General features: G+C 50.7%; 15 protein-coding genes and 1 other RNA gene. 7 read left to right on the top strand and 9 right to left on the bottom strand.

Translation table 11 applies throughout. From position 1 onward, the window contains the following. Positions 1-633, top strand: a 633-nt coding sequence (locus LZ634_RS09400; RefSeq protein WP_234504301.1) for a DUF3987 domain-containing protein, incomplete at its 5' end; no start/stop codon positions are given. A gap of 253 nt (positions 634-886) precedes the next feature. After that, entirely contained in the window at positions 887-1,567 is a 681-nt protein-coding gene (locus LZ634_RS09395) for an inovirus Gp2 family protein (protein ID WP_029403999.1), read from the top strand. Positions 1,568-1,652: 85 nt separating this feature from the next. Here LZ634_RS09395 and LZ634_RS09390 read toward each other — a convergent pair whose 3' ends face one another. The 4 genes from LZ634_RS09390 to smpB all read right to left on the bottom strand — a co-directional run bounded on the left by LZ634_RS09390 (position 1,653) and on the right by smpB (position 4,903). Then, positions 1,653-2,000: a hypothetical protein gene (locus LZ634_RS09390; protein WP_225377231.1), complete on the bottom strand. Its 348-nt coding sequence runs from the start codon at positions 1,998-2,000 to the stop codon at positions 1,653-1,655. Positions 2,001-2,419: 419 nt separating this feature from the next. Beyond that, entirely contained in the window at positions 2,420-3,661 is a 1,242-nt protein-coding gene (locus LZ634_RS09385; RefSeq protein WP_029404002.1) for an integrase, read from the bottom strand. Between the two features lie 203 nt (positions 3,662-3,864). Next, positions 3,865-4,228, bottom strand: a transfer-messenger RNA (tmRNA) gene (gene ssrA / locus LZ634_RS09380). Positions 4,229-4,420: 192 nt separating this feature from the next. Continuing rightward, positions 4,421-4,903, bottom strand: a complete 483-nt coding sequence (smpB, locus tag LZ634_RS09375) for an SsrA-binding protein SmpB (RefSeq protein ID WP_234504298.1) — start codon at positions 4,901-4,903, stop codon at positions 4,421-4,423. Positions 4,904-5,054: 151 nt separating this feature from the next. Between smpB and LZ634_RS09370 the strand changes: the two genes are divergently transcribed. Together LZ634_RS09370 and LZ634_RS09365 are read left to right on the top strand one after the other, a co-directional pair. Then, positions 5,055-5,492 carry a type II toxin-antitoxin system RatA family toxin gene (locus LZ634_RS09370; RefSeq protein ID WP_234504295.1) on the top strand — a complete coding sequence of 146 codons (438 nt, stop codon included), beginning with the start codon at positions 5,055-5,057 and terminating at the stop codon, positions 5,490-5,492. Further along, positions 5,482-5,778, top strand: coding sequence for an RnfH family protein (locus tag LZ634_RS09365; protein WP_234504293.1), 297 nt, complete (start codon positions 5,482-5,484; stop codon positions 5,776-5,778). Before LZ634_RS09370 ends, LZ634_RS09365 begins: the two co-directional genes overlap by 11 nt. Positions 5,779-5,847: 69 nt before the next feature. Here the strand turns inward: LZ634_RS09365 and bamE are convergent, their stop codons facing one another. From bamE to nadK, 3 genes are all read right to left on the bottom strand, one after another. Then, complete coding sequence (gene bamE / locus LZ634_RS09360; RefSeq protein ID WP_234504291.1) at positions 5,848-6,186, bottom strand: outer membrane protein assembly factor BamE; 339 nt, start codon at positions 6,184-6,186, stop codon at positions 5,848-5,850. 147 nt (positions 6,187-6,333) lie between these two features. Further along, positions 6,334-7,995 (bottom strand): DNA repair protein RecN, encoded by a 1,662-nt coding sequence (recN, locus tag LZ634_RS09355; protein WP_234504289.1) that lies wholly within the window; start codon positions 7,993-7,995, stop codon positions 6,334-6,336. Between the two features lie 85 nt (positions 7,996-8,080). Continuing rightward, positions 8,081-8,959, bottom strand: coding sequence for an NAD(+) kinase (nadK, locus tag LZ634_RS09350; RefSeq protein ID WP_234504288.1), 879 nt, complete (start codon positions 8,957-8,959; stop codon positions 8,081-8,083). 121 nt (positions 8,960-9,080) lie between these two features. Here nadK and grpE point away from each other — a divergent pair, with 121 nt between their 5' ends. After that, on the top strand, positions 9,081-9,674 hold the full coding sequence (gene grpE / locus LZ634_RS09345; protein ID WP_234504287.1) for a nucleotide exchange factor GrpE: 594 nt from the start codon (positions 9,081-9,083) through the stop codon (positions 9,672-9,674). 42 nt (positions 9,675-9,716) lie between these two features. Here grpE and LZ634_RS09340 read toward each other — a convergent pair whose 3' ends face one another. Then, on the bottom strand, positions 9,717-11,003 hold the full coding sequence (locus LZ634_RS09340; RefSeq protein ID WP_234504286.1) for an HlyC/CorC family transporter: 1,287 nt from the start codon (positions 11,001-11,003) through the stop codon (positions 9,717-9,719). 16 nt (positions 11,004-11,019) lie between these two features. Then, a complete protein-coding gene (locus tag LZ634_RS09335) occupies positions 11,020-11,811 on the bottom strand; it encodes an inner membrane protein YpjD (protein WP_234504285.1) in 792 nt (263 codons plus the stop codon). A 226-nt stretch (positions 11,812-12,037) separates the two neighbouring features. On the opposite strand from LZ634_RS09335, the gene ffh reads away from it, so the two are divergent. Then, positions 12,038-13,402 (top strand): signal recognition particle protein, encoded by a 1,365-nt coding sequence (ffh, locus tag LZ634_RS09330; protein ID WP_234504284.1) that lies wholly within the window; start codon positions 12,038-12,040, stop codon positions 13,400-13,402. Positions 13,403-13,634: 232 nt separating this feature from the next. Continuing rightward, positions 13,635-13,883, top strand: coding sequence for a 30S ribosomal protein S16 (rpsP, locus tag LZ634_RS09325; protein WP_234504281.1), 249 nt, complete (start codon positions 13,635-13,637; stop codon positions 13,881-13,883). Positions 13,884-13,897 lie beyond the last annotated feature (14 nt).

Here is a 13,897-nt window from a genome sequence, read left to right as displayed (position 1 = left end):
AGATGGAGGGTCAAGATCAGAAGGAAAAAAAATGAACCCCGCATCTGTGTGACCTTTGCTCCAGATGCAAAGAAGCGGTTACATGATATTGATAGGCACATCAAATATCTGATACAGCCAGGAAAAAAACTGTATCACTACAATGACTGGGGCGCTCGGTTCATCGAACATACAGCCAGGATTGCCGCTGTGATGCAGTTATATATTACCCCTGAATCAACATTTATTACGCTGGAAACGCTGGAAGCTGCACTATTGATATCGGAATGGTACCTTAACCATTTTATGATAAAAATGGATGCTGTCATGGGACCGTCCTATACTGAAATAGTTCTTGAATGGTTCGAAAACAATCTTGTCAAAAACGGCTCTTACGATTTTTTAAGGCGTGAAATTATGCAAAAAATTTATCTTCCACTCAGGAAAAAAGCAAACCTGATGCCTATTCTTGAACAGCTTTCAGACGAAGGAAAAGTTCAGTTATGGGAGGATGAAAACGGGACGCATTACGTCAAATATCTTGCTTACGAAATGACGCCTACAGAACTGGATGCAAAACTAAACATCCTGTCAGGAAGACCGGCTTATCATTGTGGTGGGAGTGTATTTAGCAGCATGCCCATTAAAGAATAACTTCAGAGTGATTTTTATTATTTATTAATGAGTTATTTCGGTATTAATCCCTAGTCGGCTGCGGATTATATTGCTGTGAATAAAGTTACTTCCAGTTTTGATTGGTCGGTATATGTAATATATACCAGTTAACTAACCATCCTTATATACCCAGATACCAGCAGAGATAATCTATTCCTGTTGAGGGTCTGCACACCTAATTACATGGGTAGCCCACAGCTACCCACAACAAATATCACTTGAGTAATTTATTATGAGAACACTTGATGGGTTATCTGAAAAAGAATTTGAATACCTTCTACTGGATGCGGAAAATAAATATAGCTCCCGGATGTCACGGTATATGCTTCGTCGCTCGCTTGCGGTGATATATGATTTTCTTGAGAAGAATAACCGCATATTCGCCGTGTTTGCTGTCCTGAGATTTGCCCAGTCCCATGCTGCCGGTGAACCTGATTTACCATTGTGTTTTCAGAGAGATGATGAGAAGGCTATAACCCGAGCCTTAGACTCCCTGAAAAGCCAGCTACGGGCTGAGCACCTGCGTTCAGGCAGGGCTGGTGAACCTGCATTACCCGCTTATATCTGGGCCCGAGAACGTAATACCAGCGAACATCCCCACTACCACCTAGTTCTGTTGTTTGACAGAGAGGTCTATGCTTATCTGGGGAATTACACCGAACCTGATGCTGATAATATGGCGACTCGTATTCAGAAAGCTTGGTGCAGTGCTATTGGACTTGATTATCCGGATTACGCCAGTCGGGTTCATTTCCCGAAGAACCACACTGCTTGGTTCACACGACACCACGCATTAACGTTAAGCCCTGATTATTATGACTTCCTGCTACGGGTCGCTTACCTGGCAAAGAACAACACCAAACATTTAAGTTCCGGTAACCGGAACTTAGGCACAAGTCAGATAACGTCTTAGCCACTGTAAGGCCAGTAGAACCTAAGTTGCAGATTTGCCAATATAAGCGCAGATCTGCACTCTGATCCTGGTTCTATGTTTACCATCAGCCAACAAGCTGGTGATAATCACATTCCATCTCATCGACGAAATCATCACCGATTGTAGGAAATCCAAAGATTAAACGTTCCTTCCCTTGAATTCTAAATAAATTATAGAGATAGCTGTCCTTACGGTGAGCGACGTGAACAGGCACAAATGGCCTGCTTCTTACGATATCTTCGTTTAGTTTACTGGCGTTGATGATGTTGTATTGATCCCCAGTGATATCAATAACGTAATCCCCCACTTCCAGCCAGTAGTGAGTTATCGCGCCATTTTTACCGGTGGCTCCTGTGACACCCATCAATTCCAGCTCGGGCCATAGTTGCAGAAAGTGGAAGGAAAGCAGCATTGAGCAAAGCCTGCAACTCATGACAGGAAAGTCGTGAGGTATGAGGTAGGTTGTTGATGGATCACATTTTTCGAGTAGCTCTCGAAATCTACTCGCCTCTTCATGTGCTGCCCGAAGGGTAAACAAAATTATTCCCCTGATTTATTATATGAGTGTCTGGAAGCGCCCGCACCAATGGAAGGCTGGTTTATCAGGTATTAGAGGTCGCAGCCAGAACATAATCTCCCATGCCTGCATCATTTGGCGTCATTCAACAAGTCTGTACGATTGCAGGCTGCTTCACATTTATTTCTGATAGTATGAGCCAATGCTCGTCCGGTCAAATCATGCATGTAGCCCAAGAAATAAGATATTTTAAAACAGGATTGCGTCATTACCACACACTCCTGTTTTTTGCTTTTGTGGATTAAGAATTTCTCCTATCCAGTGAGCTTTAATGTTGTAAATTCAACTTCAGTGAGGCTACCACTATCTGCCTTTTTCACAAAGTCAGCCCACCATTGCATCATTGGACGACGTTGCTCTAGGTAATCGCTACGATTATAAGCTCGCCGAACCTCATTTTTGTCAACATGAGCCAATGCTGCTTCAATAACATCAGGCGGAAATCCCTGCTCATTGAGAGCAGTGCTGGCGATAGAACGCAAGCCATGAGAAACGAGAACGCCTCCTAATCCAGCACGCTTGAGTGCTGCATTCACTGTTTGGCTGTTCATTGGCTGGGTTGGTTTGATGCGACTGGGAAAGATAAACTCTCGGCCACCACTTAGTGACTTCATCATTTCCAGAATAGAGAGAGCCTCATCGGATAGTGGAACCGTATGATCCCGGTTCATCTTCATTCGAGCTGCTGGAATTTTCCATTCTTTAGCATTGAAATCGATCTCATCCCATCGTGCCTCAGCAGCTTCGGCAGGGCGGGTAATGGTGAGAAGCTGCCACATGAACAGACACCGCGTGGACACACTGATACTTGCCGTACGCATTGTTTGCATTAACTGTGGAAGTTGATCCGGGCGGATACTTGGCATGTTTTTCTTCTGCGGTTTCTCGAAGGCTTTTCCGATATTTACGCTGGGAACAGCATCAATCAGGCCTGTGTTCTGCGCATAAATCATGACTTCGTTAATACGCTGACAAAGGCGGCGAACAGTCTCTAATGCACCTCTTGCCTGAACCGGCTGAACTGCTTTAACTAGAGTATGAGCCTTAATCTCAGTGACACTGATATCACCGATTGCCGGGAAAACATCTCTCTCAAGCGAGCGCCAGATATCGTCGGCATAGTCCTCTGTTACGCTGGTTTTCTTCACATTCCACCAACGCTCGGCAACTAACAAGAAGGTATTGGTTTTGGCCTCTTGAGAATTCCTCACCTGTTCTTTCTGATGTTCCTGAGGATCAATGTCTTTTGCTAATAAAACTCGAGATTCAGTTCTGAGTTTACGCGCATCAGAAAGTGAGACGGCAGGGTAGGCTCCAAAGCTCTGCTTGGTTCGCTGCTTTGTCAGAGGTCGATAGTAGCGGAACTGCCAGAGCTTACTACCGCTGGACTTGATTAGCAGAGTAAGCCCATCACCATCATACAGCTGGTAATCGGCATCTTTAGGTTTGGCGGCTTTGATTTCCGTATCGGTTAGCGGCTTGGTTTTTCTTGCCATGGGGAGTCTCCATGCGTTTAGGCCCAACGAAAACAATAGAGCTTTTCGTTGGGCCTATCAATGGGCCTAAAAGGTTCGGATTTAATTAGTTCTCTTCGGACTTCGCGAGACAAATTGAGGGCACAAAAAAGCCCGCAGGGCTTGCACCGTGCGGGCTCTTAGGACTTCATCGGATGACTCTGGTAATCATCGATGGAGAATTTTGGTGGAGCTGGCGGGAGTTGAACCCGCGTCCGAAATTCCTACATCCTTGGCACTACATGCTTAGTCAGTCTTTACATTCGCCTGGCACCTGCGGACAGACACGCCACTACCAAACTAGCCTGATTAGTTTTAACGCTTCAACCCCAGGCAAGGTTTCCACGCGATCTCTTTTGGGTTTGACCTCTCTTTGATCCCCGTCTTAAGAGCGGAAGCTAGGGAGAGAGGGCTCTTAGCAGGTTATTAAGCTGCTAAAGCGTAGTTTTCGTCGTTTGCGACTATTTTTTTGCGGCTTTTTACGAGGCCAACCGCCCCTCGGCATGCACCTTGGGTTTCGCGAATCCCGTCGAATCCAGAATCAGCCCCAATAGTGATTCGGTGAGTATAACACTTTTGCATCTTGCGACGCTAGCCCTGTGCGAATAGAAATGATGGGCTAATTAAACCGGCTGGAGTACAAAAAATAAACGGAATACAGAGGGTTAAGATAAATGAGAAGGTGAGGGGTGTTTGCAGAAATAGCGGCTTGCCTGTGGGAACAGGCAAGCGTGGAACGAATTAGCGTCCGGCATGTTTCATGATACGGGCTTTATCAACCTGCCATTCACGGTCTTTGACGTCGGTACGTTTGTCGTGTTGTTTCTTACCTTTCGCCACACCGATTTTGACCTTACACCAGGCGTTCTTCCAGTACAGGGAAAGGGCGACCACGGTATAGCCTTCGCGATTGATGCGGCCATACAGGTTGTCGAGCTCACGTTGGTTCAACAGCAGTTTGCGCGTGCGCGTTGGATCGCATACGTAGTGAGTTGAGGCAACGGCCATTGGCGTGAAGTTAGCACCAAATAGATAGGCTTCGCCGTCTTTTAAGATAACGTAGCTGTCACCGATGTTGGCTTTGCCTGCACGCAGGGATTTTACTTCCCAGCCCTGGAGGGCCAGACCCGCTTCAAACTCTTCTTCAATAAAGTATTCGTGGCGGGCGCGTTTGTTCAGCGCAATGGTGGCTGATCCAGGTTTGTGTGCTTTTTTCTTTGTCATATTATCCTGAACTTATCGCTAATCTGATAAACATAGCCTCAAGCTCCCGCGAGGCGTAATGGCTTATCTTAGCATGATATAGACAGTGTCCGTTTTTTTTAACAGTAGATAAATGATACTATTTACGTCGTGTTCGAACATGGAAATTGCTATGCCTCAGATTAGCCGTACTGCACTGGTTCCCTACAGCGCAGAGCAAATGTATCAACTGGTGAATGATGTGAATGCCTACCCGGATTTTATCCCCGGTTGTACAGGCAGCCGCGTTCTGGAGTCGGGCCCGACGCAAATGACGGCGGCGGTAGATGTCTCTAAGGCTGGCATCAGTAAGACCTTTACCACGCGCAATACGTTAACCAGCAACCAGAGCATTCTGATGCATCTGGTCGATGGGCCATTCAAGAAGCTGATCGGCGGCTGGAAGTTTACGCCGTTAAGCCAGGATGCCTGCAAGATTGAGTTTCAGCTCGACTTCGAGTTTACCAATAATCTCATTGAACTGGCGTTTGGCCGTATCTTTAAAGAACTGGCGCTGAACATGGTACAGGCGTTCACGACGCGTGCCAGAGAGGTGTACAGTGCCGGGTAAGATAGCCGTTGAAGTCGCGTATGCGTTGCCGCAAAAACAGTACCTACAGCGCGTTACCCTCGACGAAGGGGCGACGGTGGAGCAGGCGATTCAGGCAAGCGGATTGTTGGCGCTGCGCGATGATATCGACCTTAGCAAAAATAAGGTTGGGATTTATAGCCGCCCGGCAAAATTGCAAGACGTGGTGAATGATGGCGATCGCGTTGAAATTTACCGCCCGCTTATTGCCGATCCGAAAGAGCTGCGTCGTCAGCGTGCTGAGAAATCAGGGCATAATAAGGAATAGCCTCTTTTTGCTCTGCTACAGGCCAATAAAAAAGCGCTCATTGAGCGCTTTTTTTCTATTGCCGTAGATTTACTTCGTCAGGGCCGGTTTGTTGTCGATATTGGTCAACACGCCGCTGCTGTTGAAGGTCAGTGTCAGCGTCTGCTGAGTGACTGTCTCATGCCCTGGCTGCTGACGGAAAACGTAGAACCAGGTGTTGGTGCCGAACGGGTCGGTCATCATCGGTGTACCTAAGGTGTAGGCAACCTGTTGTTGCGTCATGCCAGTACGGATTTTGGCAATATCGTTAGGTACCAGATAGTTCCCCTGACTAATATCAGGACGGTAAACCACTCGCTCCAGAGTGGAACAGCCTGCAGTCATCATCAGAAGAACCGCTGCGGCAGCAGTCAGCGTTTTACAGCGCATAGTGATTTGATTCCTTTTCGGGCCCGAGCAGTACGCGGCTCATATGTATATGCCGATGATAATAGACCTGAGGTTCGTTGGGAACCTTTGCGATCGGGTCTAACGGCGTTTTTATTGTGAACTCTGACTCCCGGAAACCAAAAAAGTTTATGCGGCCAGCAACTCTTTCGCATTTGCGAGGGTGTTGCGGGTGACCTCGCTCCCGCCAAGAAGGCGTGCCAGCTCCTGCAAACGAGCGCGTTTATCCAGAGGCTGCATGTGGGTTTCGGTCATGGCGCCGTCGGTTTCTTTACTGACATAGAAGTGATGGTGTCCACAGCCTGCAACCTGAGGCAGGTGAGTGACGCACATAACCTGGGTGGATTCGCCTAGCTGACGCAGCAATTTGCCGACGACTGCCGCCGTTGGGCCGCTGATACCAACGTCAACTTCATCAAAAATAAGCGCCGGGGTTTCCATTTTACGCGCGGTAATGACCTGAATAGCCAGCGCGATACGAGACAGCTCACCACCAGAGGCGACTTTGGCAATTGCCTGCAGCGGCTGCCCCGGGTTGGTGGTGACGCGAAACTCGATGCGATCTGCGCCTTCAGCCGTCAGATGCTGTTCCTCGAAGCGGACGTCAATATCAAACACGCCGTGCGGCATCGACAGCATATGCATGCTGTCGGTAATTAGCTGCGCAAGCTCAGTGGCGCTAGCCTGACGCTGCGCGTGTAGCTTGTTGGCCGTTTCCAGCGCCAGTTGGTGATTGCGTGTCACCGACAGCTTCAGCGTCTCCAGGGAGTCGCTTTGATCGTCAAGCAGCTGCTGTTCATCGAGTAGCGATTGGTAATATTCAGGCAGCGCTTCCGGTGATATTTGATGCTTACGCGCCAGCGAAATCTGTTTCGACAGGCGCTGTTCCAGTTCGAACAGGCGGTTCGGATCGAGGTCGAGACGGTCGCAGTAGTGGCGCAGCTCATCGCTGGCTTCGCTCAGTTGAATAGCTGCTTCTTCCAGCATATCCACAACACCTGAGAGTTTACCGTCCATACTGGCAAGCTCAGCGGCCAACTGGCGGGCGGTATAAAGCTGGCTTTGCAGATTAACGTCGTCACCGTCGGCCAGGATAGCTAACGCATGCTGGCTGGTGGCGATGAGTTGCCCGCTGTTGGCGAGGCGTTTGTACTCTTCATCAATTTGTTCGTACTCGCCCGGCTGCGGGTTGAACTCAATTAGCTCTTTTAGCTGATATTGCAGCAGCTCTGCACGGGCAATACGCTCCTGGCTTTGCTGCTGATGGGTGGCGAGATCGCGGCAGCTTTGATTCCAGAGCCGGTAGTGCTCCGCCATTTGACGGGCGAGGTCAGATTCACCGGCGTAGGCATCAAGCAGGTTTTTTTGATGTTCAGGTTTAACCAGCTGTTGATGAGCATGCTGGCCGTGGATTTGGATGAGCAGCTGGCCCAGTTCACGCAGTTGAGAGAGCGGTACGGCGGTGCCGTTGATAAAGCCGCGAGAGCGTCCATCGCTGCTGATAACGCGACGCAGCAGACACTCGCGGCCATCTTCAAGCTGGTTTTCTTCCAGCCAGCGCAGCGCGGCAGGAGTATCTTTCAGTGCGAAGCGTGCGCAGAGATCGGCACGGCTGGCACCCGCGCGGACCATGTCGGCTTCAGCGCGGCCGCCCAGGCACAAGCCGAGGGCATCAATTGCAATGGATTTGCCTGCACCGGTTTCCCCGGTAATAGCCGTCATGCCACTGTTGAAGTCGATCTCAAGCTCACGAACGATTGCAAAATTGCTGATGGTCAGTTGTGCCAACATAGCCGCTTTCCTGTATGAAAAACCATAACTGTAATTTCATACAGTATAGACTGGTTTTTTATACAGTAAAGAGGTCGGTGTTAATTTAGAATAATTTTTTTGACCACCCAAGCTTGGTGCTTAATGTGTTGAAATAGCTGTAGTCTTTCGGGTGAATCAGATTCAGGTGATAATCGCTCCGCCGAATGAGAACATCTTCCCCTTCCTGAATCGGTAGCGCTATCTGGCTGTCGCAGCTGATCTCAAGATCGTTGCGGCGGTGCGAGAAGCGCAGGCGGATAGTGCTGTTGCTGTTAATCACCAGCGGGCGCGCCGACAGGGTATGCGGGAACATCGGCACCAGGGTTATGGCGTCCAGCGATGGCGTAAGAATAGGGCCGCCGGCTGAGAGCGAGTAGGCGGTTGAGCCGGTTGGGGTTGAAATAATCAGCCCGTCAGAACGCTGGGAGAAGGCGAATGTCTCATCGATATAGACTTCAAATTCAATCATGTGTGCGACTTTGCCAGGGTGTAGCACCACTTCGTTGATGGCGGTGCTGATGCGTTTTTGGCAATTCTGCTGACACACTTGCGCTTCGAGCAGGAAACGTTTTTCGGCAATGTAGTTGCCGTCGAGCACATCGGCGAGCTGCTGATGGGCGTTATCCGGGTCAAGGTCGGTGAGAAAACCGAGGTTGCCACGGTTGATGCCGATGACGCTAATGTCATAGCGCGCCAGCGTGCGCGCCGCGCCAAGCATATTGCCGTCTCCGCCAACCACCACCGCCAGATCGGCGTTGAGACCAATTTCCGCTAGCGTTCCGGTTTTCACGTTATCGAGCTTCAATTCCTGGGCTATCTGGCGTTCAACAATGACATCGTAGCCTTTAGTGCACAGCCAGCGATAGAGCATTTCATGTGTCGTCAGGGCCGTCGGGTGACGGGGATGTCCTACAATACCGATACACTTGAAATGATTGTTCATTTTCTGAATGTCCTTGTGCCGAAGATTGATGACAATGTGAGAGCTTCCCTTGAAACCCGGAATCTTATCCCCATAATAATCCAGGTTAGCGAGATGATTGTGAAAAAACGCGGAGAAATTCATGAGTAGTAAAGAACAGAAAACGCCTGAGGGGCAATCCCCGGAAGAAATTATCATGGAACAGCACGAAGAAGTTGAGGCGGTTGCACCAGACGCTTCTGCTGAACAGGTGGATCCGCGCGATGAAAAAATTGCGAACCTTGAGTCGCAGTTAGCGGAAGCCGAAACCCGCGAGCGCGAAAGCGTCCTGCGCGTGAAGGCAGAAATGGAAAACCTGCGCCGTCGTACTGAAATCGACGTCGAGAAGGCACACAAATTCGCGCTGGAAAAATTCATTAACGAACTGCTGCCGGTGCTGGATAGCCTGGACCGTGCGCTGGAAGTGGCTAATAAAGACAGCGAAGCGATGGCGGGGATGGTTGAAGGTATCGAACTGACCCGTAAGTCGATGCTGGACGTAGTGGCTAAGTTTGGCGTGCAGGTTGTTGCAGATATCGACGTCCCGATGGACCCGAACGTTCATCAGGCGATTGCGATGGTTGAGTCTGATGAAATTGCTGCTGGCAACGTGCTGATGGTAATGCAAAAAGGCTATACCTTGAACGGTCGTACCATTCGCGCAGCGATGGTTTCCGTTGCAAAAGCGAAGGGCTAACTTTCGCTGTTACCCTCTCCCCGTCCGGGGAGAGGGTATTGATTAATCCGCTACGCTCTCGCGAATCGGTCTTATCGGGTTAACCTGAACCTGCTTAATTACATTATCCTGCACGTCGAGAATATCGATATCGTAATGCGCGATACGCACTCGCGTACCCGCTGCCGGGATCTCTTCCAGCGCTTCGACAATCATACCGTTAACGGTCCGCGCTTCATCTTCCGGTAAATGCCAGTTGAAGGCTTTATTCAGCTCGCGCACGTTGGCACCGCCGTCAATAATCACCGAACCATCGTTCTGCGGATTGACCTCTTCGGCAAGCGAGGGGGACATCGAGGTGGTAAAGTCGCCGACAATCTCTTCGAGAATATCTTCGACCGTCACCAGCCCCTGAATATCGCCGTACTCGTCAACGACCAGGCCCACTTTCTTTTTGTTGCGCTGAAATTTCACCAGTTGGGTGCTGAGCGGCGTACCTTCCGGCACAAAGTAAATTTCATCGGCTGCCCGCAGCATCACCTCTTTGGTGAACTCCTTTTTCTCCGTCATCAGGCGGTAGGCTTCGCGCACGCGGAGCATGCTGATGGCGTCGTCTAATGAGTCGCGGTACAGGACAATACGGCCATGCGGGGAGTGGGTCAGCTGGCGAACGATAGCTTTCCAGTCGTCATTGATGTTGATGCCGACAATTTCGTGGCGCGGCACCATGATGTCATCAACGCTGATTTTTTCCAGATCCAGTACCGACAGCAGCATATCCTGATTGCGGCGGGAAATTTGCGCGCGGGATTCGTTGACGATGGTACGCAGCTCATCTTTGCTCAGCGCGCTACTAATAGTGATATCGGTTTTGATCCCCATCATGCGCATCAGAATACGGGTGATGAGGTTGAGGAACCACACCAGCGGCATCATCAGAATTTGCAGCGGGGCGAGCAGGAAACTGCTCGGATAGGCGACTTTTTCCGGGTAAAGCGCGGCGATAGTTTTTGGTAGTACTTCAGCGAAGACCAGTACCACGAAGGTGAGTACGCCGGTCGCGATAGCAACACCCATATCACCGTAAAGACGCATGCCGACGATGGTGCCAAGCGCTGACGCCAGGATATTGACCAGGTTGTTACCAATCAGCACGAGGCTGATTAAACGGTCGGGTTTTTGCAGCAGTTTTTCAACGCGACGCGCCCGACGGTCGCCCTGTTTCGCCAGGTGACGCAGGCGGTATCGGTTTAGCGTCATCATGCCGGTTTCAGAACCGGAGAAGTAGGCGGAAATGACCACCATGATGATCAGCGTGACGATCAGCGTGGTGGTTGAAATATGTTCCAAGAGGGGTCCTTAGTACTTAGCTCACAAACTGTTGAATGACGCGACTACCGAAGTAGGCGAGCGTCAGGATGCCGGCACCGGCAACGTTAAACCAGACAACCCGGCGTCCACGCCACCCTTCATGATAGTGGCCCCACAACAACACGATATAGACGAACCAGGCGATGATGGAAAGGACGGCCTTATCGATATTTTCCATGCTAAAGAGGTTATGCATGTAAAACAGGCCGGTACACAGCGTCAGGGTAAGCAGTACGACCCCGACCTGGGTAATGTGAAACATTTTGCGTTCGATAACCATTAGAGGCGGCATCTCATGGCTAAACGCCAGCTTCTTATTCTTGAGCTGGTAGTCAATCCACGCCAGCTGCAGCGCGTAGAGCGCGGCAATGATAAGCGTCGCATAAGAGAACAGGGACAACCCAATATGCACCATCATTCCCGGCGTAGCTTCCAGATGAGTAATGAACTCATTGGGCATGAACGTGGCGAACGCGAGGTTTATCAGCGCAAAGGCATAAACGATGGGCAGCAGCAGCCAACCGCGATTGCGCGAAGCGACGATAGTCATCACCGTACAGATCATCAGACTGACCAACGAGCCGACGTTCAACAGGCTGAGGTTCTGCCCACCTTCGCCGCCGGGCAGAATACGCGCTTCCAGCGCGAACGCATGGCACACCAGCGCAATGGTGGCGGAGAGAATTGCCATACGCCGCCAGCCGCTGTTTTTTTGCAGCAGGCCGGGGATGATCAGCGCCAGGCTGATGGAATAGGCAACAAGCGCGAGCAGGGCGAAAACAGGCATAAAGAGTCGGCAGTCGTCAAATAGAAGAAAGAGATGCAGTATATACGCAAAATCCGTCGAGTTGTATCAAGGCGCATAGCCTGGTTAAAGGATGATGCATATAGCGTTACGTGATGTCAGCGTCAACCGCAGCATCACAACTCGGCCGGTGTCGTGTTATACTCGGGCAAATTTCCGTTTTTTTGTCGCGCTAGCGACTCACCGTTTCCACCCCAGGCGAGAGACAATGTTTGATAATTTAACCGATCGTTTGTCGCGCACGCTGCGCAACATCAGTGGCCGTGGACGCCTTACTGAAGACAACGTAAAAGAGACGCTGCGCGAAGTGCGCATGGCGCTGCTGGAGGCTGACGTTGCGCTGCCGGTAGTGCGTGATTTTATCAATCGCGTAAAAGAGAAAGCGGTTGGACATGAAGTTAACAAAAGCCTGACCCCGGGTCAGGAGTTCGTCAAAATCGTTCGTAGCGAATTGGTTTCGGCGATGGGCGAAGAGAACGAAACCCTGAATCTGGCGGCTCAGCCACCGGCCGTTGTGCTGATGGCGGGCTTGCAGGGTGCGGGTAAAACGACCAGCGTCGGTAAGCTGGGGAAATTCCTGCGCGAGAAGCACAAGAAAAAAGTGCTGGTGGTTTCAGCTGACGTTTATCGCCCTGCGGCGATCAAACAGCTGGAAACGCTGGCCGAACAGGTTGGCGTGGACTTCTTCCCATCCGACGTCGGTCAGAAGCCTATCGACATCGTTAACGCCGCGCTGAAAGAAGCGAAGCTGAAATTCTACGACGTGCTGCTGGTGGATACCGCCGGTCGTTTACACGTAGATGAAGCGATGATGGATGAAATCAAACAGGTTCATGCGGCGATTAAGCCAGTAGAAACCCTGTTTGTTGTCGATGCCATGACCGGTCAGGATGCGGCGAACACCGCGAAAGCTTTTAACGAAGCGCTGCCGTTAACCGGCGTAGTGTTGACCAAAGTCGACGGTGACGCCCGTGGCGGTGCCGCGCTGTCTATTCGTCATATCACCGGCAAGCCGATTAAATTCCTCGGCGTCGGCGAGAAAACCGAAGCGCTGGAGCCATTCCACCCGGATCGTATTGCTTCTCGTATTCTCGGCATGGGTGACGTGCTGTCGCTTATCGAAGATATCGAGAGCAAGGTTGACCGCGCGCAGGCTGAAAAGCTGGCGACCAAGCTGAAAAAAGGCGACGGTTTCGATCTGACCGACTTCCTTGAGCAGCTGCGCCAGATGAAAAATATGGGCGGTATGGCCAGCCTGATGGGCAAACTGCCGGGCATGGGCCAGATTCCTGACAACGTCAAATCACAGATGGACGATAAAGTGCTGGTGCGTATGGAGGCGATTATTAACTCCATGACGTTAAAAGAGCGCGCCAAGCCGGAAATCATTAAAGGTTCCCGTAAACGTCGTATCGCCCAGGGCTGTGGCCTTCAGGTGCAGGACGTGAACCGTCTGCTGAAGCAATTCGACGACATGCAGCGCATGATGAAGAAGATGAAGTCGAAAGGCGGCATGATGAAAATGATGCGTGGGATGAAGGGCATGATGCCACCAGGATTCCCGGGTCGTTAATCCGTTATCCCACATTGATGCCGGGGTGCGCTGGCTATTCAGTGCGCTCCGCTCATGGCGAACACGCCACATTCACGCTGTCTATTACGGTAACGCCCTGGTTATCGTGCGGTAAAAGACAGATGTTGATTGCAATTTCCCCAGAAATGAGTAAACTTTTCGGGCTTTTAATATGACACCGGGCCCCCTCCCTCGATGGGGCCCGGTTGTTCTATTCACACAAGAGGATGTTATGGTAACTATTCGTTTAGCACGTCACGGCGCTAAAAAGCGTCCGTTCTACCAGGTTGTTGTTACTGACAGCCGTAACGCACGTAACGGTCGCTTCATCGAGCGCGTTGGCTTCTTCAACCCAATCGCAAGCGAAAAAGAAGAAGGCACTCGCCTGGATCTGGATCGTATCGCTCACTGGGTTGGCCTGGGCGCTACTGTTTCCGATCGCGTAGCAGCGCTGATCAAAGCCGCTAATAAAGCAGCTTAATCTGTCACGGTGGT

It is taken from the genome of Kluyvera intermedia, from assembly GCF_021440345.1.
Taxonomy (GTDB): Bacteria; Pseudomonadota; Gammaproteobacteria; order Enterobacterales; family Enterobacteriaceae; genus Kluyvera; species Kluyvera intermedia_A.
The sequence above is the reverse complement of the archived record's forward strand: the minus strand, read 5'-3'. Positions and strand labels throughout refer to the sequence as shown.

Excerpts from the sequence above, each read along its gene's own strand:
- LZ634_RS09390 (WP_225377231.1), bottom strand. The coding sequence starts at position 2,000 with ATGCTGCTTTCCTTCCACTTTCTGCAACTATGGCCCGAGCTGGAATTG.
- nadK (WP_234504288.1), bottom strand. The coding sequence starts at position 8,959 with ATGAACAATCATTTCAAGTGTATCGGTATTGTAGGACATCCCCGTCAC.
- LZ634_RS09395 (WP_029403999.1), top strand. The coding sequence starts at position 887 with ATGAGAACACTTGATGGGTTATCTGAAAAAGAATTTGAATACCTTCTA.
- LZ634_RS09335 (WP_234504285.1), bottom strand. The coding sequence starts at position 11,811 with ATGCCTGTTTTCGCCCTGCTCGCGCTTGTTGCCTATTCCATCAGCCTG.
- rpsP (WP_234504281.1), top strand. The coding sequence starts at position 13,635 with ATGGTAACTATTCGTTTAGCACGTCACGGCGCTAAAAAGCGTCCGTTC.
- smpB (WP_234504298.1), bottom strand. The coding sequence starts at position 4,903 with ATGACAAAGAAAAAAGCACACAAACCTGGATCAGCCACCATTGCGCTG.
- LZ634_RS09370 (WP_234504295.1), top strand. The coding sequence starts at position 5,055 with ATGCCTCAGATTAGCCGTACTGCACTGGTTCCCTACAGCGCAGAGCAA.
- grpE (WP_234504287.1), top strand. The coding sequence starts at position 9,081 with ATGAGTAGTAAAGAACAGAAAACGCCTGAGGGGCAATCCCCGGAAGAA.
- recN (WP_234504289.1), bottom strand. The coding sequence starts at position 7,995 with ATGTTGGCACAACTGACCATCAGCAATTTTGCAATCGTTCGTGAGCTT.
- bamE (WP_234504291.1), bottom strand. The coding sequence starts at position 6,186 with ATGCGCTGTAAAACGCTGACTGCTGCCGCAGCGGTTCTTCTGATGATG.
- ffh (WP_234504284.1), top strand. The coding sequence starts at position 12,038 with ATGTTTGATAATTTAACCGATCGTTTGTCGCGCACGCTGCGCAACATC.
- LZ634_RS09385 (WP_029404002.1), bottom strand. The coding sequence starts at position 3,661 with ATGGCAAGAAAAACCAAGCCGCTAACCGATACGGAAATCAAAGCCGCC.